Source organism: Sulfitobacter pontiacus, assembly GCF_040790665.1.
In the GTDB taxonomy this organism is placed as follows: domain Bacteria; phylum Pseudomonadota; class Alphaproteobacteria; order Rhodobacterales; family Rhodobacteraceae; genus Sulfitobacter; species Sulfitobacter pontiacus.
On record NZ_CP160849.1, the window covers coordinates 2,391,850 to 2,412,965 of the forward strand.

Annotated in this window: 23 protein-coding genes and 2 tRNA genes; 9 read left to right on the plus strand and 16 right to left on the minus strand. The window is 61.9% G+C overall.

The features are described from left to right. Positions 1 to 8 precede the first annotated feature (8 nt). The 4 genes from AB1495_RS11750 (at position 9) to AB1495_RS11765 (ending at position 2,299) form a co-directional block, all read left to right on the plus strand. Positions 9 to 743: a heme ABC transporter permease gene (locus AB1495_RS11750; protein WP_005852651.1), complete on the plus strand. Its 735-nt coding sequence runs from the start codon at positions 9 to 11 to the stop codon at positions 741 to 743. Further along, positions 740 to 892, plus strand: coding sequence for a heme exporter protein CcmD (ccmD, locus tag AB1495_RS11755; RefSeq protein WP_009826661.1), 153 nt, complete (start codon positions 740 to 742; stop codon positions 890 to 892). The genes AB1495_RS11750 and ccmD overlap by 4 nt, the downstream gene beginning before the upstream one ends. After that, positions 885 to 1,424: a DsbE family thiol:disulfide interchange protein gene (locus tag AB1495_RS11760; RefSeq protein WP_005852653.1), complete on the plus strand. Its 540-nt coding sequence runs from the start codon at positions 885 to 887 to the stop codon at positions 1,422 to 1,424. Before ccmD ends, AB1495_RS11760 begins: the two co-directional genes overlap by 8 nt. 152 nt (positions 1,425 to 1,576) lie before the next feature. After that, on the plus strand, positions 1,577 to 2,299 hold the full coding sequence (locus AB1495_RS11765; protein ID WP_074635155.1) for a DUF3445 domain-containing protein: 723 nt from the start codon (positions 1,577 to 1,579) through the stop codon (positions 2,297 to 2,299). 39 nt (positions 2,300 to 2,338) lie between these two features. On the opposite strand, the gene AB1495_RS11770 is transcribed toward AB1495_RS11765, so the two are convergent. The 4 genes from AB1495_RS11770 to AB1495_RS11785 all read right to left on the minus strand — a co-directional run bounded on the left by AB1495_RS11770 (position 2,339) and on the right by AB1495_RS11785 (position 5,790). Beyond that, the gene (locus tag AB1495_RS11770) at positions 2,339 to 2,776 is read right to left on the minus strand and encodes a glyoxalase superfamily protein (RefSeq protein ID WP_244268859.1); all 438 of its coding nucleotides are present in this window, start codon (positions 2,774 to 2,776) and stop codon (positions 2,339 to 2,341) included. A gap of 279 nt (positions 2,777 to 3,055) precedes the next feature. Continuing rightward, a complete protein-coding gene (locus AB1495_RS11775) occupies positions 3,056 to 3,859 on the minus strand; it encodes a lytic transglycosylase domain-containing protein (protein ID WP_005852656.1) in 804 nt (267 codons plus the stop codon). 149 nt (positions 3,860 to 4,008) lie between these two features. Further along, the gene (gene glnA / locus AB1495_RS11780) at positions 4,009 to 5,415 is read right to left on the minus strand and encodes a type I glutamate--ammonia ligase (protein WP_005852657.1); all 1,407 of its coding nucleotides are present in this window, start codon (positions 5,413 to 5,415) and stop codon (positions 4,009 to 4,011) included. A 36-nt stretch (positions 5,416 to 5,451) separates the two neighbouring features. Continuing rightward, positions 5,452 to 5,790, minus strand: coding sequence for a P-II family nitrogen regulator (locus tag AB1495_RS11785; protein WP_005852659.1), 339 nt, complete (start codon positions 5,788 to 5,790; stop codon positions 5,452 to 5,454). A 246-nt stretch (positions 5,791 to 6,036) separates the two neighbouring features. On the opposite strand from AB1495_RS11785, the gene AB1495_RS11790 reads away from it, so the two are divergent. Together AB1495_RS11790 and AB1495_RS11795 are read left to right on the plus strand one after the other, a co-directional pair. After that, a complete protein-coding gene (locus AB1495_RS11790; RefSeq protein ID WP_074635153.1) occupies positions 6,037 to 6,879 on the plus strand; it encodes an NAD(P)H-hydrate dehydratase in 843 nt (280 codons plus the stop codon). 103 nt (positions 6,880 to 6,982) lie between these two features. Next, a tRNA-Leu gene (locus tag AB1495_RS11795) sits at positions 6,983 to 7,066 on the plus strand. Between the two features lie 122 nt (positions 7,067 to 7,188). On the opposite strand, the gene AB1495_RS11800 is transcribed toward AB1495_RS11795, so the two are convergent. The 11 genes from AB1495_RS11800 to AB1495_RS11850 form a co-directional block, all read right to left on the minus strand. After that, complete coding sequence (locus tag AB1495_RS11800) at positions 7,189 to 7,701, minus strand: hypothetical protein (RefSeq protein ID WP_074635152.1); 513 nt, start codon at positions 7,699 to 7,701, stop codon at positions 7,189 to 7,191. Between the two features lie 139 nt (positions 7,702 to 7,840). Further along, the gene (locus AB1495_RS11805; RefSeq protein WP_037962839.1) at positions 7,841 to 9,643 is read right to left on the minus strand and encodes a sodium:proton antiporter; all 1,803 of its coding nucleotides are present in this window, start codon (positions 9,641 to 9,643) and stop codon (positions 7,841 to 7,843) included. 185 nt (positions 9,644 to 9,828) lie between these two features. Then, entirely contained in the window at positions 9,829 to 11,112 is a 1,284-nt protein-coding gene (locus tag AB1495_RS11810; protein WP_074635151.1) for a serine hydrolase, read from the minus strand. Between the two features lie 174 nt (positions 11,113 to 11,286). Next, positions 11,287 to 11,910: a glutathione S-transferase gene (locus AB1495_RS11815; protein ID WP_074635150.1), complete on the minus strand. Its 624-nt coding sequence runs from the start codon at positions 11,908 to 11,910 to the stop codon at positions 11,287 to 11,289. Next, on the minus strand, positions 11,907 to 12,836 hold the full coding sequence (locus tag AB1495_RS11820) for an AEC family transporter (RefSeq protein ID WP_074635149.1): 930 nt from the start codon (positions 12,834 to 12,836) through the stop codon (positions 11,907 to 11,909). Before AB1495_RS11820 ends, AB1495_RS11815 begins: the two co-directional genes overlap by 4 nt. Before the next feature lie 110 nt (positions 12,837 to 12,946). Continuing rightward, positions 12,947 to 13,744 (minus strand): MBL fold metallo-hydrolase, encoded by a 798-nt coding sequence (locus AB1495_RS11825; RefSeq protein WP_074635148.1) that lies wholly within the window; start codon positions 13,742 to 13,744, stop codon positions 12,947 to 12,949. Continuing rightward, positions 13,744 to 14,562, minus strand: a complete 819-nt coding sequence (locus AB1495_RS11830) for a TatD family hydrolase (RefSeq protein ID WP_005852685.1) — start codon at positions 14,560 to 14,562, stop codon at positions 13,744 to 13,746. The genes AB1495_RS11825 and AB1495_RS11830 overlap by 1 nt, the downstream gene beginning before the upstream one ends. 32 nt (positions 14,563 to 14,594) lie before the next feature. Then, positions 14,595 to 15,710 carry a DNA polymerase III subunit delta' gene (locus AB1495_RS11835; protein ID WP_074635147.1) on the minus strand — a complete coding sequence of 372 codons (1,116 nt, stop codon included), beginning with the start codon at positions 15,708 to 15,710 and terminating at the stop codon, positions 14,595 to 14,597. 39 nt (positions 15,711 to 15,749) lie between these two features. Further along, a complete protein-coding gene (gene tmk, locus AB1495_RS11840) occupies positions 15,750 to 16,388 on the minus strand; it encodes a dTMP kinase (protein WP_005852690.1) in 639 nt (212 codons plus the stop codon). Beyond that, positions 16,385 to 17,554 (minus strand): D-alanyl-D-alanine carboxypeptidase family protein, encoded by a 1,170-nt coding sequence (locus AB1495_RS11845; protein ID WP_074635146.1) that lies wholly within the window; start codon positions 17,552 to 17,554, stop codon positions 16,385 to 16,387. Before AB1495_RS11845 ends, tmk begins: the two co-directional genes overlap by 4 nt. A gap of 22 nt (positions 17,555 to 17,576) precedes the next feature. Further along, the gene (locus tag AB1495_RS11850) at positions 17,577 to 18,380 is read right to left on the minus strand and encodes an SPOR domain-containing protein (protein ID WP_009826690.1); all 804 of its coding nucleotides are present in this window, start codon (positions 18,378 to 18,380) and stop codon (positions 17,577 to 17,579) included. 344 nt (positions 18,381 to 18,724) lie between these two features. Between AB1495_RS11850 and AB1495_RS11855 the strand changes: the two genes are divergently transcribed. The 3 genes from AB1495_RS11855 (at position 18,725) to AB1495_RS11865 (ending at position 20,126) form a co-directional block, all read left to right on the plus strand. Beyond that, a tRNA-Ser gene (locus tag AB1495_RS11855) sits at positions 18,725 to 18,814 on the plus strand. 167 nt (positions 18,815 to 18,981) lie between these two features. Next, the gene (locus tag AB1495_RS11860; RefSeq protein WP_244268857.1) at positions 18,982 to 19,155 is read left to right on the plus strand and encodes a DUF6471 domain-containing protein; all 174 of its coding nucleotides are present in this window, start codon (positions 18,982 to 18,984) and stop codon (positions 19,153 to 19,155) included. Continuing rightward, positions 19,095 to 20,126 (plus strand): hypothetical protein, encoded by a 1,032-nt coding sequence (locus AB1495_RS11865; protein ID WP_139283782.1) that lies wholly within the window; start codon positions 19,095 to 19,097, stop codon positions 20,124 to 20,126. The genes AB1495_RS11860 and AB1495_RS11865 overlap by 61 nt, the downstream gene beginning before the upstream one ends. A 177-nt stretch (positions 20,127 to 20,303) precedes the next feature. On the opposite strand, the gene AB1495_RS11870 is transcribed toward AB1495_RS11865, so the two are convergent. Continuing rightward, complete coding sequence (locus tag AB1495_RS11870) at positions 20,304 to 20,942, minus strand: hypothetical protein (RefSeq protein ID WP_074635143.1); 639 nt, start codon at positions 20,940 to 20,942, stop codon at positions 20,304 to 20,306. Between the last annotated feature and the right edge of the window lie 174 nt (positions 20,943 to 21,116).

Genomic DNA, 21,116 nt, shown 5'->3' on the forward strand with positions numbered 1-21,116 from the left:
ACCCCGCCATGTCTTTATGGGAATACGCCAATCCGGTGAAATTTTTAGGCCTCTCGGCCCGCGTACAACCCTATGTCTGGGGGGGGGCGGCGCTGTGTCTGATCGTCGGTCTGGGCTGGGGCTTTTTCGGCACGCCGGATGATTACCGTCAAGGATCGACGGTCAAGATCATCTACCTGCATGTACCCGCCGCGCTGATGGCGATCAACGCGTGGTTCATGATGCTGGTGGCCTCGCTGGTCTGGTTGATCCGGCGGCATCACGTCAGCGCCCTCGCGGCCAAGGCGGCGGCCCCTGTGGGCGTCACCATGACAGTGATCGCGCTGATCACCGGTGCGATCTGGGGGCAGCCCATGTGGGGAACCTGGTGGGCATGGGATCCACGGCTGACGTCCTTTCTGATCCTGTTCCTCTTCTACCTCGGCTATATCGCCCTGTGGGAAGCGGTCGAGGACCCCGATACCGCGGCAGACCTGACCTCGGTCCTGTGTCTGGTAGGCTCGGTCTTTGCGGTGCTGTCGCGCTATGCGGTCAAGTTCTGGAATCAGGGGCTGCATCAAGGCACCTCTGTCCCGCTGGCTACCGGCGGTCGTACCGTGTCGGATGTGTTTTTCTACCCGCTGCTGATCAGTATGGTCGGCTTTGGCCTGCTGTTTCTGGCGCTGGTCCTGTACCGCACAGGGACCGAAATCCGCCTGCGCCGCGCCCGCGCGCTGCTGGCGCGCAGCGAAAGGGGTGCATGATGCCGGAACTTGGGAAATACGCCGCCGAAGTACTGGCCGCCTATGGGGTGTCGCTGCTGCTGCTGGCGGGGCTGGTGGGGCTGAGCTTGAACAAAGGGCGCAAGGCCCGCGCCACACTTGCTGATATAGAGGCCCGTAAAGATGGCTAAAATCTCTCCGCTCATGATCGCGCCACCGCTGGTCTTCGCCGGTTTCGTGGCGCTTGCCGCCTTTGGCATGTTCCGCCCCGATCCCGAAGGGCTGCCCTCGACGCTGGTGGGGCAGATGGCCCCCGCGCTGCCGGAAAAACCGCTGGAAGGGTTTCCCGCCGCGGCACCGGATGTGCTGACCAATGGCGAGGTGACGCTGGTCAACTTCTGGGCCAGCTGGTGCCCGCCCTGCCGCGCCGAACATCCGCAGCTGCTTGATATGCAGGCGCAGGGGCTGTCGATCATCGGGGTGAACTTCAAAGACACGATAGGCCCCGCAACCAGCTACCTGACCAATGATGGCAACCCCTTCGAAGGCGTCGCCTTTGACCCGCAGGGGCGCACCGCCATCAACTGGGGCGTCACCGCCCCGCCAGAGACGTTCATCATCGCGGGCGACGGCACGGTTCTGTTCCGCTACGCCGGTCCACTGGTCGGCAGTGACTACGAACAACGCTTCCTGCCGGCGCTGCAAGACGCTCTGAAGAACTGACAGCCGCTTCCAAATGGCCATAAATCCTCGCCGAAGGCATGGCCCTTAGCAGGCTGCGCCCCGGCAGCGGGCCTGTGCGCCACACCGCCGGCTTCGCACCGGGTGCCCCCCCCCCCGGCTGGCCCTCATCCGCTGACCAAAAAGGAGACCTCATGCCCGTGATATTGCAAACCAGACTACCGGATGCGCAGACCGGCACGCCCGGATTGCCGGGCACGGGGCCTTGCGGGGCGGAGGACTGGTTGCTGATGGACGAAGCCTACGCGCCGCAGATGGTCTACCGCGAAGCGCTGCTGGCGGACCGACCCGAGGCTGTTTTCTACCAAAGCGAGGTCGCCAGACCCGCCGCGGCAGAGCTGTTGTCAGAGGCGCTGGCCCTTCTGCCGCGTTTCGGTTTCACCCTCGGGGCTGATGCGGTGGTTTGCCCCGACGGGCGCAAGGTCACGCTGGACCGGTCGCAACCGCTGTGGACGCTGGCGCATCTGGTGCAAGAAGACCTCTGCATCCTGCAAAAGCGTGGCGATGAACATGTGCTGACCGCTGCGGCACTGTGCTTTCCGGCGAATTGGCGTCTGGCGGATAAGATAGAGCAACCCCTGACGGGCATTCACGCCCCGGTCGAGGAATATGACGCCGATATCGCGCGGCGTGTGCAACGTCTGTTTGACGGCGTGCGGGCAGGGCGGCCCCTATGGCGGTTCAACAAGCTGCGCTATGCGGATGCGGATCTGCACCAGCCGCGGCGGCGCGAGACAGGCAGCGACATGCCCTTTATCCGGTCAGAGCGGCAGTGCATCCTGCGTCTGCCCGAAAGCGACGCGGTGGTCTTTACGATCCACACCTATGTGGTGCGCGACGGAGATGCGCCTGCCTGAGCGGACCCGGACAGGCGCGATGGTTCGGGATTGATGACGCTAGGTCAGAACCAGATGCGGCTGCCCGTCAGAGGTCTTGCGCGGGGAGACCCCCTGCGCATCGACCACCGCATTGATCTGCCGCCGCATATTGCTGAACAGGGGCGAGGTCACAACGTCAATGGCCGTGTCAAAGCGCAAGGTCAGCGACCACATGCCACTGCCCGATAGCCGCGCCGCCTTGACCACGCCGGTAAAGGGATGGCCTAGATAGCGGCCCTGCACGCGGTCCCCGGGCGTCCAGCCCTGCGCAGGGGCCGCGGCCTGGGCGCTCAGCGTGTTCCAGTCGCGCGCGCCCCATTGGTGGGCCACCATTTCCAGCGTCGCCGCATGGGACATTGCTGTGCCTTGGGCTGCAAGGTCCGCGCGCAAGCGTTTGGCTTGGGATTTCAGCACATCAGCCGAAGGTACGGCGGTGGGATGGTTTTGGGTTGTCATCATAACACTCCTGCTCTCGCAAAAGTCGAAGGGGGTCCGCGTTGCCCGTCAATCCGCGAGATTGAAGGTGTGTTCTTGATCAAGGACTTCACCGATATGCGGACGGCAGGGGCCTTTCCCTCTGGGGGCTATATGGCGCTTGGGTGCTGCAATTGCAATGGGGCGGTGCGGGTGGCAAGCCGCTAATGCCTTCGGCGAGGATTTTCAGCCATTTGGAAGCAAAACGCGCGCGTCGCAGAACCGGCGCGCGCGTGGCGGTTGTTTTTATTTTCGAGCGGGTTAGCCGTCGATGCGGGCGGCCATGATGGCGATGGCTTTCTGGTACACGCCGGCAGCGTTCCACTGTTTGATCACATTGAAGTTGGTTTGCCCTTCCTGATAGCCGGCACCGGGTTGCCAGCCTTTCTGACGCAGGAAGTTCGCGGTCGAGGCCAGCGCATCGGTCTGGTTGTAGAAATCAACGCGGCCGTCGCCGTTACCGTCCACCCCATAGCGCAGGGCATTGCCGGGCAGGAACTGAGTGTGGCCAAGCTCGCCATGTTTTGCGCCTTTGGTGCCGCCATTGATCGCGCCGGTATCAACCAGTTTCAGCGCGCCGATGGCGTGGGGGGCAAAGAAATCGGAGCGGCGGCAGTCATAGGTCAGCGTTGTGATTGCAGACACCACCGAGGTATCGCCCATGAAGCCACCAAAGGCGGTTTCCATCCCGTGGATCGCGATGATCACCCCCGCTGGCACGCCGTAGCGCGCTTCGAGTGACTGGTAGAAGCTTGCATTGCGGGCCTTGCGCTTGCGGCCTTGGGCGACGATCGTATCGGCACCGCGCACCTGCATGAACTTATCGAGCGAATAGTTGAAGGATTTCTGGTTGCGGTCGGCGGCGATGGTGCTGCTGGCATAGCGCGCGTTGGCCAGTGCATCGAGCCCCCGTTGACCGACACCCGCGGCGGCGGCCTCTTTCGCGAAGGCGGGTTTCCAGGCGTCGAAGCCTCCCGCGTTGTTGCCACATTGGGCCGCTGCAACTGGGGCGGCGAAGCCCAAAGAAAGCATAAGTGCCGTGGCAAGACGTTTGGTGGGGCGCATGAAATAACCTCTGACTATATTAAACTTCGGCTGACTCTAGCTCAGCTGTTTCGAACTTCAAATAGCAAGACGCATTCCAAGCGAAAGGGCGCCCCGATAGGGACGCCCTTTGCTGTTGGTCTGGCCACCCGTCCGGGTGGGGACCGCGTTTAGCAGCTGTAGTACATGCCGAATTCAACAGGGTGGGGTGTGTGCTCGTATTTGTGCACTTCTTCCATCTTGAGTTCGATATAGCCTTCGATCTGGTCTTTGGTGAAGACGTCACCGGCCAGCAGGTAATCCATATCCGACTGCAGCTCTTCCAGCGCTTCGCGCAGGGAACCGGAAACGGTCGGGATATCGGCCAGTTCTTCGGCGGGCAGATCATACAGGTTCTTATCCATGGCTTCGCCCGGATCGATCTTGTTCTTGATCCCGTCAAGGCCGGCCATCAGCAGCGCGGCAAAGCACAGGTAGGGGTTTGCCGCCGGATCGGGGAAGCGGGCCTCTACGCGTTTTGCCTTGGGGGATTCGGTCCATGGGATACGGACACAGCCCGAGCGGTTGCGTGCGGAATAGGCGCGTAGAACGGGGGCTTCGAAACCGGGGATCAAACGCTTGTAGCTGTTGGTTGCCGGGTTGGTGAAGGCGTTCAGCGATTTCGCGTGGGACAGGATGCCGCCGATGAAATACAGCGCTTCCTGGCTCAGGTCGGCGTATTTGTCGCCTGCGAACAGGGGCTTGCCGTCTTTCCAGATCGACATGTTCACGTGCATGCCGGAGCCGTTGTCGCCATAGATCGGCTTGGGCATGAAGGTTGCGGATTTACCATAGGCGTGCGCCACGTTGTGGATCACGTATTTGTATTTCTGCAGCTCGTCCGCCTGTTCGGTCAGCGTGCCGAAGATCAGGCCCAGTTCGTGCTGGCAGGACGCCACTTCGTGGTGGTGTTTGTCGACCTTCATGCCAAGACGTTTCATGGTCGACAGCATTTCGGCGCGCAGGTCCTGTGCTTCGTCCGTGGGGTTCACGGGGAAGTAGCCGCCCTTGAGGCCCGGGCGGTGGCCCATGTTGCCCATTTCATAGTCGGTGTCGGTGTTCCAGGACGCGTCGGACGCATCAACTTCGTAGGATACCTTGTTGATCGAGTTCGAGAATTTGACGTTATCGAACAGGAAGAATTCGGCTTCCGGACCCATATAGGCCACATCACCGATACCGGAGGCTTTCAGATAGGCTTCGGCTTTTTGCGCGGTGCCACGGGGGTCACGCTCGTAGGCTTCGCCTGTGTCGGGCTCTACAACAGAGCAGTGCACGCAGATGGTTTTTTCGGCATAGAACGGATCAACATAAGCGGTGTCCGTGTCGAGCATCAGCTTCATGTCGGAGGCTTCGATGCTTTTCCAACCCGCGATGGAGGAGCCGTCAAACATGAACCCTTCTTCGACAAAATCTTCGTCAACAAGATCGGAGACGATTGTCACGTGCTGCAGTTTACCGCGTGTATCGGTGAAACGTACATCAACGTATTCGATGTCCTCGTCCTTGATCTTCTTCAGGAAGTCCTTGGTGCTCATTGGATGATATCCTTTTCTTGAATCTCGTAAATTCGATTAAAGCGCGTCTGACCCGGTCTCGCCGGTACGGATGCGGATTGTTTGTTCGATGGGGCTGACGAAGATTTTGCCGTCGCCGATCTTTTCGGTCTTCGCGGCCGATACGATGGCCTCGATGGCGGCGTCTACCTGATCGTCGTCCAAGACGATCTCGATTTTTACCTTGGGCAGAAAATCCACGACATATTCAGCGCCACGGTACAATTCTGTATGGCCCTTTTGACGCCCGAAGCCTTTGACTTCGATAACGCTAAGGCCCTGAACGCCAACCTCTTGGAGCGCCTCCTTGACTTCATCAAGCTTGAACGGCTTGATTACAGCTTCGATCTTTTTCATCTGAGGCCTCCCTGCCAGACGGGTGATTTTCGGTCTACATCGGTGTCATCTCACCGTGCGGGCCGACGGTCTACCAGACGCGCGATGGAGTCCACCGAAAGAGGCGAAAATTTGTGCGCATCGGCTGTTTTATGTGCGCTGCGATTAAAATATGTGCAGTTTGAAAATCCACGTGCTGGCAGCCTTGGCTATCGCTTGGGCAGGTGGTTTATCTTTGGGCAAAAGACGGACCAGAAAGGGGCTGCCATGCAACCGACTGCCATCACCGCAGACACGCTGGACTTTGATCAACTGGCCAAGGGGCAGGGGCATAAGTTCGACCACGGGCACGCGATTGTCGTGACCGGTGGGGCCGGGCGCACAGGTGCGGCGCGGCTGTCCGGGCGTGCGGCGTTGCGGATGGGGGCGGGGCTGGTCACGCTGGCCGTACCACCCGCCGCGCAGATGGAGGTGGCGATGCAGATCACCGCCTTGATGCTGTCGCGCGTCACAGGCCCCGAGGATTTGGCAGAGCTGGCCGGTGACAAACGCGTGCGGGCAATGTGCATCGGGCCGGGCTTGGGGCTGAAACCGGCCCATGTGGCGCTGGTGCAGGCAGTGCTTGAATGCGGTAAGCCCTGCGTGCTGGACGCCGATGCGCTGACCCTGATCGCGCAGGAGCCCACCCTGTGGGAGCACCTTGGCCCGCACTGCGTGCTGACCCCTCATGGCGGAGAGTTCGCGCGCCTTTTCAAGCAGATATCCGAGGGTGACGCCGATAAGGCGCAGGCCTGTCTGATGGCAGCGCAAAAGGCGGGGGCGGTTGTTCTGTATAAGGGGGCGACCACGCTGATCGCGCATCCCGACGGCCGCGTCGTGGCGCATCACGGCACGGGCGATCGCGCGGCCCCGTGGCTTGCCACCGCAGGCGCGGGGGATGTGCTGTCGGGTATGATCACCGGTCTGCTGGCCCGCGGCATCGCGCCTTTCGAGGCGGCGCAATACGCGACCTGGCTGCATGTAGAGGCCGCGCGTCAGTTCGGACCGGGGCTGATCGCCGAAGATCTGGTCGAAGAAATCCCCCGCGTCTTCAAGGCGCTGGACCTCTAGCGGCGGTCGGGTGCAGGCCCGCGTGGCAGGGGAGAAAAACTATACGTCATGCGCGTTTTTCCCCCTCGCCACTGGGAAATTTCTTTGATAGTGAACGCGCAATGCGGGTGTGGCGGAATTGGTAGACGCACCAGATTTAGGTTCTGGCGCCTATGGCGTGGGGGTTCGAGTCCCTTCACCCGCACCACTTCAACTTATTGATAATCATACATAATTCGCGCGCTTCAGTGCTTGCGTTTTGATGTCTGTCTTGGCAGTGAACTATGCGCCGCGCCCGAAGGGTGTTCGGGCGCGGCGGGGCTGCGTGGGTTACGCGGCGGCTTTCAGCGCTTTGTCGGCCTTGTCGGCGACGGGCTCAGCGGCGGATTTGGCCGTTGATGCGGCCTCTGTTGGCGCGTTCGATTTCAGCAGGGCCGACAGGTAGGATTTGCTGGCCTGCTGGGGCGAGCTGCTGACCGGCGCGATCGAGTCGATCAGGCTGCGGGCCTGTGCGGCTTCGATCCGGGCTTCGGCTGCGGCGCGGGCTTGCGCCTCGCTCATGCCGCTGTCTTCGGCGTCCGAGGTGGCAACCGGGGTTGGGGCGACGGGGGCCGGAGCCTCCGCAGCAGGGGCTTGCGCTTTCTGCGCAGGGGCGGCGGCCTGAGACGACTGCGCAGGGGCAGTTTCAGCGGTGGGCTGCGTCTCTTGCGCGGCCGGCTGTTCGTCTTTGGCTTTGGCGTTGTTCTTTTCGGTGTTACCGGTCTCGGACTTATCTTTCTGTTTCTCGGCCCCTTTGGGCTGAGACTGCTGGCTGCCGCCAGAGAAAAGTGAACTTACTAACATAGATGTGCCTTTTCAGTTGGTTACCTACATGACTGAAGCACCTGCCTGACCGGTGTGGCGAAAAAATGGTCCAATTAAGGTTAATGCAAAGCTGAAATACCCGCGCAGATAGTATGCTGCGCGGGTGGGTGTGGTCTGATCACTCCTCCGGCGGGCGAAGAGCGATAACATGGATGCCATCGCCGCCCTTGAACTCTTCGTTCTTGCGCATGAACTTGATCTCGCCGCTGGTGGTGATCTGGGCGAGCAGCCGCGCCTCGGGGCTTTCGGCGCGCCAGTCTTCCAGCGTGAACTCCTCGGACAGACGCGTGCTGCGGAAGCGCCAGCCTTGGGCGATCAGATCACGCAGTTCCGCATGGGTCGCCTCTAGCCCCAAGGGCCGACCGCCAAGGGTGCGGGGCAGTTGGTGGCGGCTGCTTTCGGATTTCTCGCGCATCACCTGAAACACATTCTCGCGGCCGAATTCCGGTGCCAGGTCGGTGGTGACCAGCGTGTTGTAAGCGTCGTTATCCGTGGCAGCGATCAGCGTGGCATAGCTGACGAGTTCGACGCGCTGCTCTGCCGCCTCTGACAGAATATCGCCCGAAAATGTATCGATCCCCGCCGCACGCGCCTTGCGCAGGCGGATGAAGTTGGGGTCGGTCATCAGCACCGGAATCTTCGCTTTCTTGAGCACTTCGGCCAGCTGCGTGGTCCAGTCCGAGCCGCCGATGATCACCACGCCGGGCGTGTCCGCACCGGTCAGCCCCAAAAGCCGTGCAAAGGGGGCGAGGGTGAAGCCGTTGACCACCACGGTCACCGCCACAAGCGCAAAGGCAAGCGGCGCGATCAGGGCGGCGTCCTCGAACCCGAGGCTGAGCAGGCGTTCGCCAAACAGACCTGCGACCGCGACCAGCACGACGCCGCGCGGTCCGGTCAGGGCCACCAGTAGTTTTTCTCGGAACGGGATGCCCGACCCGACGAGCGAGATAAACACCGTCACAGGCCGTGCGACAAGCACCACCACAGCAACAAAGGCTGCCGCGCGCCAGTCAAGATTGCCAAGCGCCTCTACATCCAGCCCTGCGGCCAGGAGGATGAACACGCCCGACACCAGCAGCACGGTGGCATGTTCCTTAAAGCGGCGCATTTCCTCGTAGCTGGGCAGTTTGGAGTTCGCGATCACGATCCCCATGATGGTCACCGCCAGCAGCCCGCTTTCATGCAGCACGGCATCGGACGCGGCAAAGACCCCCAGCAGCAGGGCAAAGAGCACGGGCACCTTCATATACTCGGGCACCCAGCCGCGTTTGAAGGCGCGCGACAGGCCGATCCCCGCAGCGACACCAGCGGCCGTGGCAACGGCGGCACCGATAAACAGCTCCAGCATCGCCTCGGACGCGGTGGTGGCGGTGTTCAGCGCGATGACGACCTCGAAGGCCAGTACGGCGGCCAGCGCGCCAATGGGGTCGTTCAGGATCGCCTCCCATTGCAGCAGGGTGGCAGGGCGGCGCGACAGCCGCGCGGTGCGCAACAGCGGCGCGATCACCGTGGGGCCGGTCACGATCATGATCCCGCCAAAGACGGCAGAGCTGGACCAGCTGAGCCCCGCCACATAATGCAGCGACAGCGCCGACATCAGCCAGCCAAGGGGCGCGCCGATATAGACCAGCCGGCGTACACCGCCGACCGCGTCCTGCAGCGTGTGAAAGTTCAGCGACAGACCGCCCTCGAACAGGATAATCGCCACGGCGATAGAGATCATCGGCCCCATCAACGGCCCGATATCCCGTGCGGGGTCGAAGATGCCCAGAACCGGCCCGATCAGGATGCCGGCCACCAGCATCAGCACGATGGCGGGCATCCGCAGCCGCCATGCGATCCATTGAGACCCCACCCCGATCGCGCCGACCAATGCGATCGCAGTTACAGGATTTAGCGCGCCGAGTGTTTCTGTTGCCACAATGTGAACCCTTTATAATCAAAGCGATGACGTAACGCGGACCATCCCGCTGACAATGGCCGGTGTGAAATTTTAGGGGGTTTCCGTGTCGCAAGCCAGCGATCTGTCGTGTTCAACGACAAAAGGCCCCGACGTCAGGGGCCTTTTGCGCGAGGGTATGGGGCAGGGCGCGTGGCCCCGCGAGGTCAGTCGTCGACGCGGCTGTCGGCCAGCGTGCTAAAGGCGAGGTTCTTGAAGATCAGCCGCAGCGGCCCACGATTGGCGGGCGACTGGATCATCAGCAGCGCGATCATATCTTCGGCAGGGTCCGCGTGATAGCCGGTGCCCGCTGCACCGCCCCAGTTGTATTCACCGGCGGAGCCCATTGACGGGGCGTTGCCGGTTTCAAGTCGCACAGCGTACCCCAGACCAAAGCCGTAGCCGGGGCCAGGCAGGTAGTATTTGCCGGGTTTGATGCCCTCAAGGTGGTTCGAGGTCATCAGCTGCACCGACTTAGGCGACAGCAGCCGTGTGCCGTTCAGCTCTCCGCCATTCAGCATCATCTGCGCGAATTTGGCATAGTCATGCACGGTGGACATCAGCCCGCCGCCGCCCGACTGGTTCGGCTTGCGCACGCGCGGGTCAAAAACATCGCGGCTGCCCAGTTTGGCCTGATCGGCGAAGGGTTCGGCGATCCGCGGGAAATCCGCAGCGTCATCGATGTAGAAGGCCGTATCCTCCATCCCCAGCGGGTCGAAGATACGCGCCTTCATGAATTCTTCAAGCGTCTGGCCCGAGGCGACCTCTACCACCGCGCCCAGAACATCCGTCGCGCGGGAGTATTCCCATGTGGTGCCGGGGTCATGCTCCAGCGGCAGAGACGCCAGCAGATTGGCCTGTTCGATCGCCGTGTTCTCGGGCGAGGCGACCTCGGCCGCGTTATAGGCCTCGCGCGCGGGACCGGCCCCGAAGAAGCCATAGGTCAGCCCCGAGGTATGGCGCATCAGGTCGCGGACGGTCATCACGCCTTTGGCGGGGCGGGTCACGGGCTTGCCCTCGGCGTCTTTCTCGCCGGTGACCACACTCAGGGTCTTATAGGCGGGCAGATAGGTCGAGACAGGCGCGTTGAGCAGCAGTTTGCCTTCTTCGACCAGCATCATCGCGGCGACGGATGTGATGGGTTTGGTCATGGAGTAGATGCGGAACAGTGTGTCTTCGGTCATCGGCTCCCCGTCGGGGGTGCGTTTGCCCATGGTGGACAGATGCGCGATCTGACCGTCGCGGATCAGCATCAGCACGGCCCCCGGCGTCATCCCCTTGTCCACCAGCGCGCCAAAGGTGGCATCCATCCGCGCCAGTCGGTCAGGGTCGAACCCCAAAGCGGTCGCATCGCCGCGCGGCAGCTCTTGGGCCCATGCGGGGGTTAGGGTGGCAAAGGCGGTGCCAAGGGCCAGCGCCCCGGCGACCAGACCTGATCTGAAATGTTTCATTATATCTCCTCCCGGTTGTTGTGATCCGGTGGGATCACGACCCAAGGTTAGGAGTGTGCACGCCGCTGTGGCAACCTGCCTGACGGCTGTCAGGGTGGCGGCGCGGCTTTGTGACGTAGGGTAACTTGTGCCGCGATGCAGCGTACGCGGGGGCGGGGCGAAGGGTTTGCCGGCCTAGGCAGGAAAGACCGTGGGCGCGTCGCCCTCTGCCCATTGCGGGTATTTATCCATCACGGCGGCAAAGGCCTGCGAGGTCAGGAACCGCTCCAACCACGCCTGCAACTGCGGCCAGGGCTGCGCGTCGAACCATGGTTTGTCGATGAAGGCGAACTGCCGCACGAAGGGGGCAATGGCCATGTCGGCAAGGCTGGGGGTGTCGAAAATATAGGTGCCAATTTGCGCGTCCAGCGCCGCCAGATGGGCGGCGGCTTTGGCCCGCTCTGCCTCCGGATCGGCGTCGGGGTAGCGGGTGGCGTATTTCGTGCGGTCCAGTGCCTGTTTGAACGGCCCGTCGCAGCGGCTGATCCAGTCCCATCCGGCGTCAGGCATCTTCAGCAGCCCTTCGGGATCGTGTCGGCGCAGGGCCCAGATCATGATGTCGAGGCTTTCGTCAATGACCTCGCCCGTATCCAGCGCCAGACAGGGCACTGTCCCACTGGGCGAGGTCGCCAGAAAGGCGGCGGGCTTGTCGCGCAGCACGACCTCGCGCAGCTGCACCTGCTGGCGGGCCGACCGCAGCGCCAGCCGCGCGCGCATGGCATAGGGGCAGCGCCGGAAAGAATAGAGCACGGGCCTCATGGCAGCACGCTGAGCCAGAGCCACGCGGTCAGCACCGACCCCACCGTCGCCACCAGCACCGAGCTTGCCGCGACCCGCCGCGCGCGGCCATACATATTGGCGAAGATATAGGCGTTGAACCCCGGTGCCATCGCTGCCGTCAGCACGCCCGAGCGGAACAGATCCTGCGGCAGGCCAAAGCCGCTGCCCATGAACCAGACAATCGCGGGATGCACGATCAGTGCCAAAAGGCAGACCATGGCGATGGTCTTGCTGTCACCCTCGGGGCGGTACTGGATCAACACGCCCCCCAAGGCGAACAAGGCCGCGGGCAACGCGGCGCGTACGATCAGCGACAGCGCGTCGTCGATCACACCGGGGATCGCCAGCCCGCTAAAGTTCACGGCAAAGCCCGCGAGGATGCCCAGAACCAGCGGATTGTGGAACATCGCCCGCGCCACATTGCGCGCAAAGGCCGGACCGGATTGGCCCCGGTTGCGTACGAACTCCATCACCGTGATCCCCAGCCCGTAGCAAAAGGGCGAGTGGATGGCGATGATCGCAAAGTTCCCGATCAGCGCGTCCGGCCCATAGGCGCGTTCCGTGATGGGCAGCCCCAACAGGACCGAGTTGGAAAAGAGGCTGCAGAACCCGATGGCCACACAGTCTTCCCAGTCGCGTTTGAACAGGATGCGCGCGCCGAACAGCCCCAGCGTGAAGCAGACCGCCGCGCCGGTGTAGAAGCTGAACAGCAGTCGCGGGTCGAAAGAGGCGGAGAGATCCAGATGCGCGATTGATTGGAACAGCAGGCAGGGGATCGCGAAGCTTTGCGCGAACCGCATGACCCCGTCGATGCCCGAGACCGGAAAATACCCTCGCCAGACAGAGACATAGCCAAAGCCGATGACAAGGAAGACGGGCAGGATGACTTCGAGAAGCGTTTGCACGAGAGATATGGCCTTGGGTGCGGGTGGCGCTGTCGGAGTGGGGGTTTCACACCCCCACGCCCCCGTGGAGTTTATAGGGCAAAATGAAGTCCGGACCCCGCGGGCGGGGGCTAGACCGGAAAGCTCAGGGTCATGCCATCAAAGGCGGGTTCGATATGGTCGGGGGTTTCCGCGGCCAGCGTGTCATAGTCGAGGTCGTTGTGCATATTGGTCAGCACAGCGGTTTGCGGTGCCATCTGGTCGATCCAGCCCAGGGTCTGGGCTAGGTGGCTGTGGGTCGGATGCGGGTCACGGCGCAGCGCGTCGACGATCCAGCAGCGCAGGCCCTTGAGGTGGGGCCAGATGTCATCGGGGATCTGCGCCACATCGGGCAGATAGGCCACATCATTGACGCGGAAGCCAAGCGCATCCATCCCGCCGTGGTTCACCAGAAAGGGCGTGAAGCAGAGCGTGCCACCGGGCCCGTCGATCGCCACGTCGCCGTCAATATGGTTCATCTCGAGGATCGGCGGGTAGGACGATCCGGGGGGCTGGATGAACACATAGCCGAAACGGTCCAGCAGCGCCTCGCGCGTGGGCGTGTCGGCCCAGACCGGCAGACGTTGGCGCATGTTGATCACGATCATCCGCAGGTCATCCAGCCCGTGCACATGATCGGCGTGGGAGTGGGTATAAAGCACCGCGTCCAGCCGTCCGACGCCCGCATCCAGCAGTTGGCTGCGCATATCGGGGGAGGTGTCGATCAGCACCGATGTCGTGCCCGCATCCGTGATCCGCTCGACCAGGATGGAGCATCTGCGTCTGGCGTTCTTGGGGTTGGCCGGATCGCAGGCCCCCCAGTGACCGCCAAGGCGCGGCACCCCGCCAGACGAGCCGCAGCCCAGGATGGTGATCTTCATCTCGGCCATCAGGCGGCGTCCTGATATTGGGCGGCCTTGGTAAACAGCCGGTCGAAATTCGCCTGCGTCTGCGCGGCAAAGCTGGCATAATCGATGCCGAAGGTTTCGGCCCCACGCCGCGCCGTATGGGCTGTAAAGGCGGGTTCGTTGCGTTTGCCGCGATGGGGCGGCGGGGCCAGATAGGGGCTGTCGGTTTCGACCAATATCCGGTCCAGGGGCGCGTCGGCAAAGATGTCGCGCAGGTCCTGGGATTTGGGGAAGGCGGTGATGCCCGACATCGACAGGTAGAACCCCAGATCCAGCGCCGCACGGCCAAGCGCCTGCGTCGAGGAGAAGCAGTGCATCACGCAAGGGTAGGCCCCGTTGGCATGTTCCTCTCTGAGGATGCGGGCCATATCGTCATCGGCGTCACGGGCGTGGATGATCAGGGGCAGGCCGCTGTCACGGGAGGCGGCGATATGGGTGCGCAGGCTGGCTTGCTGCGCCTCGGCGCTGTCAGCGGTGTAGTGGTAATCCAACCCCGTTTCGCCGATGCCCACCATCTTGGGGTGTTTGGTCAGCGCCATCAGGTCGTCAAAGCTGGCCATCGGCTCTGTCGCGACGCTCATCGGGTGGGTGCCGGCGGCATAGAAAACCGGGGCATGCGCCTCGGCAATGGCGCGCACGGCGGGTTCGTTCTTGAGCTTGGTGCAGATGGTGACCATGCGTGTCACCCCTGCGGCTTGGGCGCGGGCGATCACATCGGGCAGTTCACCGTCGAAATCGGGAAAGTCCAGGTGGCAGTGACTGTCGGTGATCGGGTGAATGTCGCGGGTGCTGTCTGTCATGCCTGGGGTCCTGCCTGTTCGTCTTGCGTGGGCTAGCGCGGTGCGGCGTCGCCCATCTTGAACAGGGTATCTAGGACCAGTGCGGCAGGGTCAAGGTTGACCGCCATCCCGTGGCGCGCGCGGGTGCCGATGTCTTGCGCGGTCTCGGCCCAGACCCGTCCTTGGGCGGGGGTGGGCGACAGGCGGGTCAGCACCGCGGCTTCGTTCGGGGCGGCGGCGGTTTCGGGTGGGCGGCCAAGGGCACCGGTGCGGGCCAATCGCAGCATCAGCAGATCCACCAGCGTGAACAGCAGCGACAGTTTTTCTTCGGCCCCGCGGGCGGCGGCGGCCTCTGCCAGTTTGAGCGCGCGGGCGCGGTCCAGCCGCGGCATCGTATCCAGCAGGGCGACCAGTTCGCCATACATCGCGAGCCCGCCCATCAGCGACAGGGACAGCGCGCCGCCGACAGACCCGCCGGAAAGCGCCGCGAGCGCTGCGGGATCGCCCTGAATATCCACCTCGGACTGGCCGAGCGCCTGCGCCATATCGTCCGGCGTCAGGGTGCCAAGCCGCAGGGTCCGGCAGCGCGAGCGGATGGTGGGCAGCAGGCCGGAGGGGCGGTGGCTGATCAGCAGCATGATCGCGCGGGCGGGCGGCTCTTCCAGCATCTTGAGCAGCGCGTTCGCGGCATTGGGGTTCATCAGGTCGGCGTCATCGACGATCACGACACGGCGCCCGCCATCGGCAGCGGACATCTGGAAGAACCCGTTCAGCTTGCGGATGTCATCCACGACGATCTGCTTGCGCAGCCGTTTGGTTTTCTCATCAACAGAGCGCGTGATCGCCTTCAGCGCGCCTTCGCCCCCGGCCGCAATACGGCGGGCGACGGGGTGGTCGGGATCGATATCAAGGCTGGTGGGGGCGGGGGTGTCGAACATGCCACCGTCATCCGCATCGGGGGTGGCCAGCAAGAACCGCGCAATACGCCACGCCAGCGTTGCCTTGCCCACGCCCCGCGGGCCGGTCAGCAGCCAGCCGTGGTGCAGCTTGCCCGAGTTGAAAGCATCGAGGAACGCGGCCTCTGCCGCCGACTGGCCGAAAAGCTGCGGCGTGTCGCGCGGGTGGCGCGCGCCGTCGATACGGTCGGGCTGGGGGGCGTCATCACTCATGTCACGTGGTCTAGCAGATTGCGGCGGCAGGAAAAGGGGTCAGCGCGCATCAAGACGCGGGCGCACCTGCGCGAAGACATCCGCCGCCACCGCATCGATGGATTGTGCGCCGTTGATGGTGACGAAACGGTCGGGGAATTCAGCGGCAAGCGACAGGAAGCCGGCGCGCATGGCGACCTGCAGGCTTTCGCCGAAATCCTCGAACCGTTCCTCGACCGTGTTGCGCGACAGGGCGCGGCTGAGCCCTTCGCCGGGGTCCATATCGATCAGGACGGTGACATCGGGCTCGACGCCGATCATCAGGCTGTGCAGCTGGTCCACGGCACCGCGCAGGTCACCCCGGCTGAGCCCCTGATACATCCGGGTGGAATCGGCAAAGCGGTCGCAGATCACGATCTTGCCCGCCTCAAGCGCAGGCAGGATCGTGCGTTCAAGGTGATCCCGACGGGCGGCGGTGAACAGCAAGATCTCGGTTCGGGCGGACCAGCGGTCGGGGTCGCCCTGCAAGACCAATGCGCGAATTTCCTCGGCCCCGGCGGAGCCGCCGGGTTCGCGGGTCAGCACGACCTGATGCCCGTCGGCCTCAAGCCGGTCTTTCAGTAATTTGGTCTGGGTCGATTTGCCCGAGCCGTCGATGCCTTCGAAGCTGATGAACAGGCCCTTGGCTGCGGTGCTCACGAAGCGGCCTCTGGCCCTTCGTTCAACCGGGTCAGCAGATGGCGGGCGGCGGCTTCAAGTTTGACCATGAACCCCCCTGCGGCAACGCTGTCGCGGGCAACCAGCGGGGCACGTACCTCTGGCAGGTCACCGCGGGTCAGCACCAGTTCGCCGATGTTCTGGCCCTTGGTGATGGGCGCGCGCAGCGGGCCGGTATAAACCACCTCGGCCGAGACATCGCTGCCGCCGGACACAGGCACCAGCACCGACAGATCGCTTTCCAGTTCAAGGCCAACGGCACCCTGCGCCCCAAGCGCCACGGGGGCTTGCGCAATCATGGTGCCGGCTTTGCCCATGGACCGTTGCGAGAATTGGCGAAAGGCCCAGTTCACAATCGATTCCGATTCCTGCGCGCGGGCCGCGGCACTTTCGAGACCGGACAAAACAAACACAACGCGGCGGTCGCCCTGTTTGGCAGAGCCGACAAGCCCGTAGCCCGCTTCTTCGGTGTGGCCGGTTTTCAGCCCGTCCGCGCCAATGCCAAGCCCCAGCAGCGGGTTGCGGTTGGTCTTGTTTTGCGGTGCGCGCCCGTCAAACAGGAATTCGCGCTGCGAGAACATCGGGTAGTACTGTGGGTAATCCTCGATCAGGCGGGTGGCCAGCAGCCCCAGATCGCGCAGCGACATGCGGTGACCGGCCGCAGGCCAGCCGTTGGAGTTCGCGAAGGTCGAGTTGGTCATGCCCATCTGCTGCGCCCGCTGGGTCATCAGGCGGGCAAAACCGGCCTCTGACCCATCGGGGCTCAGCGCTTCGGCGATCACGGCGCAGGCGTCATTGCCAGACAGCACGATGATGCCGCGCAGCAGGTCTTCGACCTTTACGCGGTCGGTGGTGTCGAGAAACATGGTCGACCCGCCGTAGGACATGGCGTGCTGCGACACGGGCAGTTCCTCTGTCAGGTCGAGCCCGCCATTGCTTTTGCCCCGCTCGATCGCTTCGAACGCCATATACAGCGTCATCAGTTTCGACATGGAGGCCGGCGGCAGGGGTTCATCCGCGTTCTTGGTCAGCAGCACGGTGCCGGTGGTCTGGTCGACCACATAGGCCGCGCGGGCCTGTGTCTCGAACGCCTGCGCGGGCAGGGCCAACAGAAGGGTCGCAATCGTGGCTGCAAAAATACGGATCATGGCAGTTTCCTTTGGCGGTGGGTCAGTTCGACACGGCGTAGGCGTCAGAGAACCCTTCGGTCTTGATGGATTTCAGCAAATTGGTCAGTTCGGATTTCGTCGCCGCAGGGCCGACGACCACGCGCCAGAACGGCTTGTCGTTGATCTCGCTCCGTTTGACGGTGGGCAACATGCCCGCGCTGCGCATCTGGTTGGCCGCGCGTTCGGCATTTGCCTCTACGCTGAAAATGCCGATCTGGACAAAGGGTTTGGCCAGCGAAGACGCAGGTTTGGGGGCCGCGGGTTTCGGGGCCGTAGGGGCAGCGGGTTTGGCCGCAGCGGGGGCAGCATCAATCGCGGCACCAGCCGTGACAGCGACCGGATCAAGCGTGGTTTCTGTCACTTCCGACGGGGTTTCGATCGTGCCTTCGGGGGCTGCATCGGGGGCAGGGGTGTCATCGACTTCCTGACGGCGTAGGGCAGTGACGTTCAATGGCGCAGGGGCACCGGCCAGAATACCAAGGGCCGCCGCCGCATCAGAGGACATTTGCAGCTTGGGCCCGGGCAGATCGCGTTCACGGCGGAACAACGCGCCGATGACGAATTTGCCATTGGCCTCGTTGCGGATGATCACCCGTTCGGGATCTGTGACATCGGGATGCGCGACCCAGACACCGCCAAGGCTGGGGCGTCCGTCCCAAAGCCCCTGATCACTGACCGAGAAGACCTCGGGCGCTTCGACGTCACGCTCCACCAGCTTGGTGGAGCTGGACGGTGCCGCAGCAGAGCCTTTCTGACCGCCGGTCAGATTGCCGACCGCATCGCAGCCCGCCAAAGTCGTCATCATCAGCAAAACCCCTACCGTGCACCGCAGCGGCCGGTTGCCAGAAAAAGGGTGTAGCCTGAGGCTGTTCATGTCCGTCGTCCTTGCCTGCTGGCGCGGCGTTGTCCGCCGCCGCCTGATCGCGCCGTCAATACGGCATGTTTGATGCCCCATTGCCGGGGTCTTTGCGCTACACTAACGCGGGTACAGGGGTTTTGGAAAGGCTGACAGGACGGCATCGGCAAATTTCCCCACCCGGCCGGAACCCGCCCAACACGGGCTGCCGGTGCATTGCGTAACGGCGCCACGGTGCGCGTCATTTCCAGGTTTGCAGAATCGCTGACACCCCTCTATGCGGTGCTTGCTGCGGAGGAGTGGCAGAGTGGTCGAATGCACTGGTCTTGAAAACCAGCGTGCGTGAGAGCGTACCGTGGGTTCGAATCCCACCTCCTCCGCCATCAAATCCTGAATTATTGATATAAATTAATGAGTTAGTGGGCGTATCGACTGTGGTGTCCCCCAATTTATCCGCCATATCTGGTTCGCGTGTCACTTCCTGTACTCAAAACTATCGGAGCGAAAGTCCGATGCAGGAAGCAATTTCGAAAGGTGGGTGAGGAAAGACGTGACTCAAGCGCAACTTGTTGAAAGGTTTGCCGGTATTGGAATCAATCGGAAAAAGGTGGGTGCCGTCGAAAAGCTATCCCTCGGTAGCTTTGCGGCAACGTTTATTTTGAAATGTCTAAGCGCTTTGAAAATGGCTATGTCGCACTCTTTGTCACTTGCATATTCTTACTGACGTGCATTGGCTTTACTTCGGTATTCTTTGCTTTTTCAAAGGGCTACCAAAGCGCCGACCAAGAGCATTCCACTTACTACGCCGAGCGCGACGATGCAGAGATACGATACAGCAAATGTTTGAATGCCGCGACCGACCTCAACGGTGCGCGAGATTGCATAAACGATTCCAGCACAACTAGCCGCCAAGCCCAACGCGCCGAGCAGAATTTGAACACCCAACGGGAGATGGCGCAGTGGGCCGAGAGTATGGGTTGGGCCGCGTGGCTTATAGGTGCGTCTACCCTCATCGCTACTATTGTAGGTGTTAGATATGTATTTTTGACACTGATAGCGACCCAAGTCATGGCAGATGACACGAGAGAAATTGGTGAGAAACAAGTTGCCGCCGCTTTCGCGGCTATAGACGTTGCTCAAGAAGCTAATAAAGCTGCCGCTCTTCAATTTCGTGCGGCATTCAAGCCTTGGATTAGTGTCGAATTGAAAGGCCCGTTCCTCTCCGAGACTGCTCAAATCAAAATGTTTGAAGTTGGGGAAGCGCAACGCATGGTTTCTCTCCATGCAAAAACCTTTATACACTGCATTGGCGAAATCCCTGTGACGATTGAAGATTTTGATTTGCGTTTGGGCGAAGGTGCTGATTGGCCCTATGTCCAAAACCCTCCGCCCGGGTTCGGTGCTGGTACCACCGACTTTTTTGCAATTTTGCCCAGCAAGAGCACAATCCAACTTGACCCAAGGCTGGGCATCACAGAGCATTCTATTTCCTTCAATTTCATCATGCTGACCCCAGAAAATAGGTCTACCTTCATGTTGCAACCGCCACCCGTGTTGGGCAAGATTGTCTACTCCGACCCCATGGGGGTTAGGTATGAACACAGGTTCGCGTTTATTGCCTCCCCCGTTTGGGGCGATAGCTTCAAGCGCTACGGTGGGAGGCAACATAACTATGAGCGCGAGATGGATGATTAACTGAATCATTATTCAACCTCTCCTTTTTTAGTTATATACGTATTTTTGAATGTGTTGTCCCAAAAATAGCTCAGCTTTATGATTGAGTTCAGATGTGGATTACGACGAAGCTAGCGGTTCACATGTTCAACCAAGAGCACTTGTTACGCTTTGATTGCGTGAAACCCGAAATTGCGCTCACCCAAAATACATATCGCGTTCCTCTGGGCTGAGAAGGTGCGCAAATTTGCTGAGAAACAGTTGGTCTGCTTTGCCTTCGCACCACTCAATCTCAAACCGCTTTCTTTGATACGTCCGTTGCCACATGCCCTTTGGCTTAGGCGCTATCCAGTGGGCAGTTCCGGGTTCGCCGCCCAGCGCGGTACGCAGTTTGTTCGCTCGCCGCAACATGCGGTCATAGCGCGGCTCTGACTGGCTGGAATAGGCGATGTTGTAGCAATGGCGGCAAAGGAAGTATCGGCCTCCAGCGAACACCTTGCCGACGCGACGAGTGCAGTGACGACCGCGCACAATACCGTTGCAGCGGAAATAGGGGCGGGTGCCGCCATAGTTGCAGTCTGCATAGGTCAGGGGGATTGATTGCGTGATGGTTTCCCAATCGCCGCCATAGACGCGCACCTTGTAGTCCAAGACGAAATGGCGCTCGGTCGCGTGATAGCTGATGCGTCCGGTTTCCGTGCCATCCCTTGACCAGACCCAATGCCCGCGCCTGCCGGGGCTTAGACAGCCTTCACGGTGCAGACGGTTCACGTCCAGCGACTTGAGATGCTCTGCCTTCTGTTTGTAGCCGCTGCGTCCAGATCCATAACCGCCCATGCGATGCCTCCAATATTTTTACGAAATCATAAGCCAAGTTCATGCTCTATCGGTGCGCTGAAACAGGATTGCCCAAACTGTGGATGTGCATTTTGTGCAGCTTGACCCGGTCCTGAAAGCATATAGTGCGGACAGTTTCTTACCCCCCGCCTTTCTGTTCTGCCTATGGCTAAA

Coding starts and splice junctions, on each gene's coding strand:
- AB1495_RS11750 (WP_005852651.1), top strand. CDS start 9: ATGTCTTTATGGGAATACGCCAATCCGGTGAAATTTTTAGGCCTCTCG.
- AB1495_RS11825 (WP_074635148.1), bottom strand. CDS start 13,744: ATGGCCGAGATGAAGATCACCATCCTGGGCTGCGGCTCGTCTGGCGGG.
- AB1495_RS11810 (WP_074635151.1), bottom strand. CDS start 11,112: ATGAAACATTTCAGATCAGGTCTGGTCGCCGGGGCGCTGGCCCTTGGC.
- AB1495_RS11850 (WP_009826690.1), bottom strand. CDS start 18,380: ATGATGACGACTTTGGCGGGCTGCGATGCGGTCGGCAATCTGACCGGC.
- AB1495_RS11765 (WP_074635155.1), top strand. CDS start 1,577: ATGCCCGTGATATTGCAAACCAGACTACCGGATGCGCAGACCGGCACG.
- AB1495_RS11760 (WP_005852653.1), top strand. CDS start 885: ATGGCTAAAATCTCTCCGCTCATGATCGCGCCACCGCTGGTCTTCGCC.
- AB1495_RS11830 (WP_005852685.1), bottom strand. CDS start 14,562: ATGACAGACAGCACCCGCGACATTCACCCGATCACCGACAGTCACTGC.
- AB1495_RS11785 (WP_005852659.1), bottom strand. CDS start 5,790: ATGAAAAAGATCGAAGCTGTAATCAAGCCGTTCAAGCTTGATGAAGTC.
- ccmD (WP_009826661.1), top strand. CDS start 740: ATGATGCCGGAACTTGGGAAATACGCCGCCGAAGTACTGGCCGCCTAT.
- AB1495_RS11815 (WP_074635150.1), bottom strand. CDS start 11,910: ATGAGGCCCGTGCTCTATTCTTTCCGGCGCTGCCCCTATGCCATGCGC.
- AB1495_RS11870 (WP_074635143.1), bottom strand. CDS start 20,942: ATGGGCGGTTATGGATCTGGACGCAGCGGCTACAAACAGAAGGCAGAG.
- AB1495_RS11845 (WP_074635146.1), bottom strand. CDS start 17,554: ATGATCCGTATTTTTGCAGCCACGATTGCGACCCTTCTGTTGGCCCTG.
- AB1495_RS11835 (WP_074635147.1), bottom strand. CDS start 15,710: ATGAGTGATGACGCCCCCCAGCCCGACCGTATCGACGGCGCGCGCCAC.
- AB1495_RS11790 (WP_074635153.1), top strand. CDS start 6,037: ATGCAACCGACTGCCATCACCGCAGACACGCTGGACTTTGATCAACTG.
- AB1495_RS11770 (WP_244268859.1), bottom strand. CDS start 2,776: ATGACAACCCAAAACCATCCCACCGCCGTACCTTCGGCTGATGTGCTG.
- glnA (WP_005852657.1), bottom strand. CDS start 5,415: ATGAGCACCAAGGACTTCCTGAAGAAGATCAAGGACGAGGACATCGAA.
- AB1495_RS11775 (WP_005852656.1), bottom strand. CDS start 3,859: ATGCGCCCCACCAAACGTCTTGCCACGGCACTTATGCTTTCTTTGGGC.
- AB1495_RS11800 (WP_074635152.1), bottom strand. CDS start 7,701: ATGTTAGTAAGTTCACTTTTCTCTGGCGGCAGCCAGCAGTCTCAGCCC.
- AB1495_RS11865 (WP_139283782.1), top strand. CDS start 19,095: ATGTCTAAGCGCTTTGAAAATGGCTATGTCGCACTCTTTGTCACTTGC.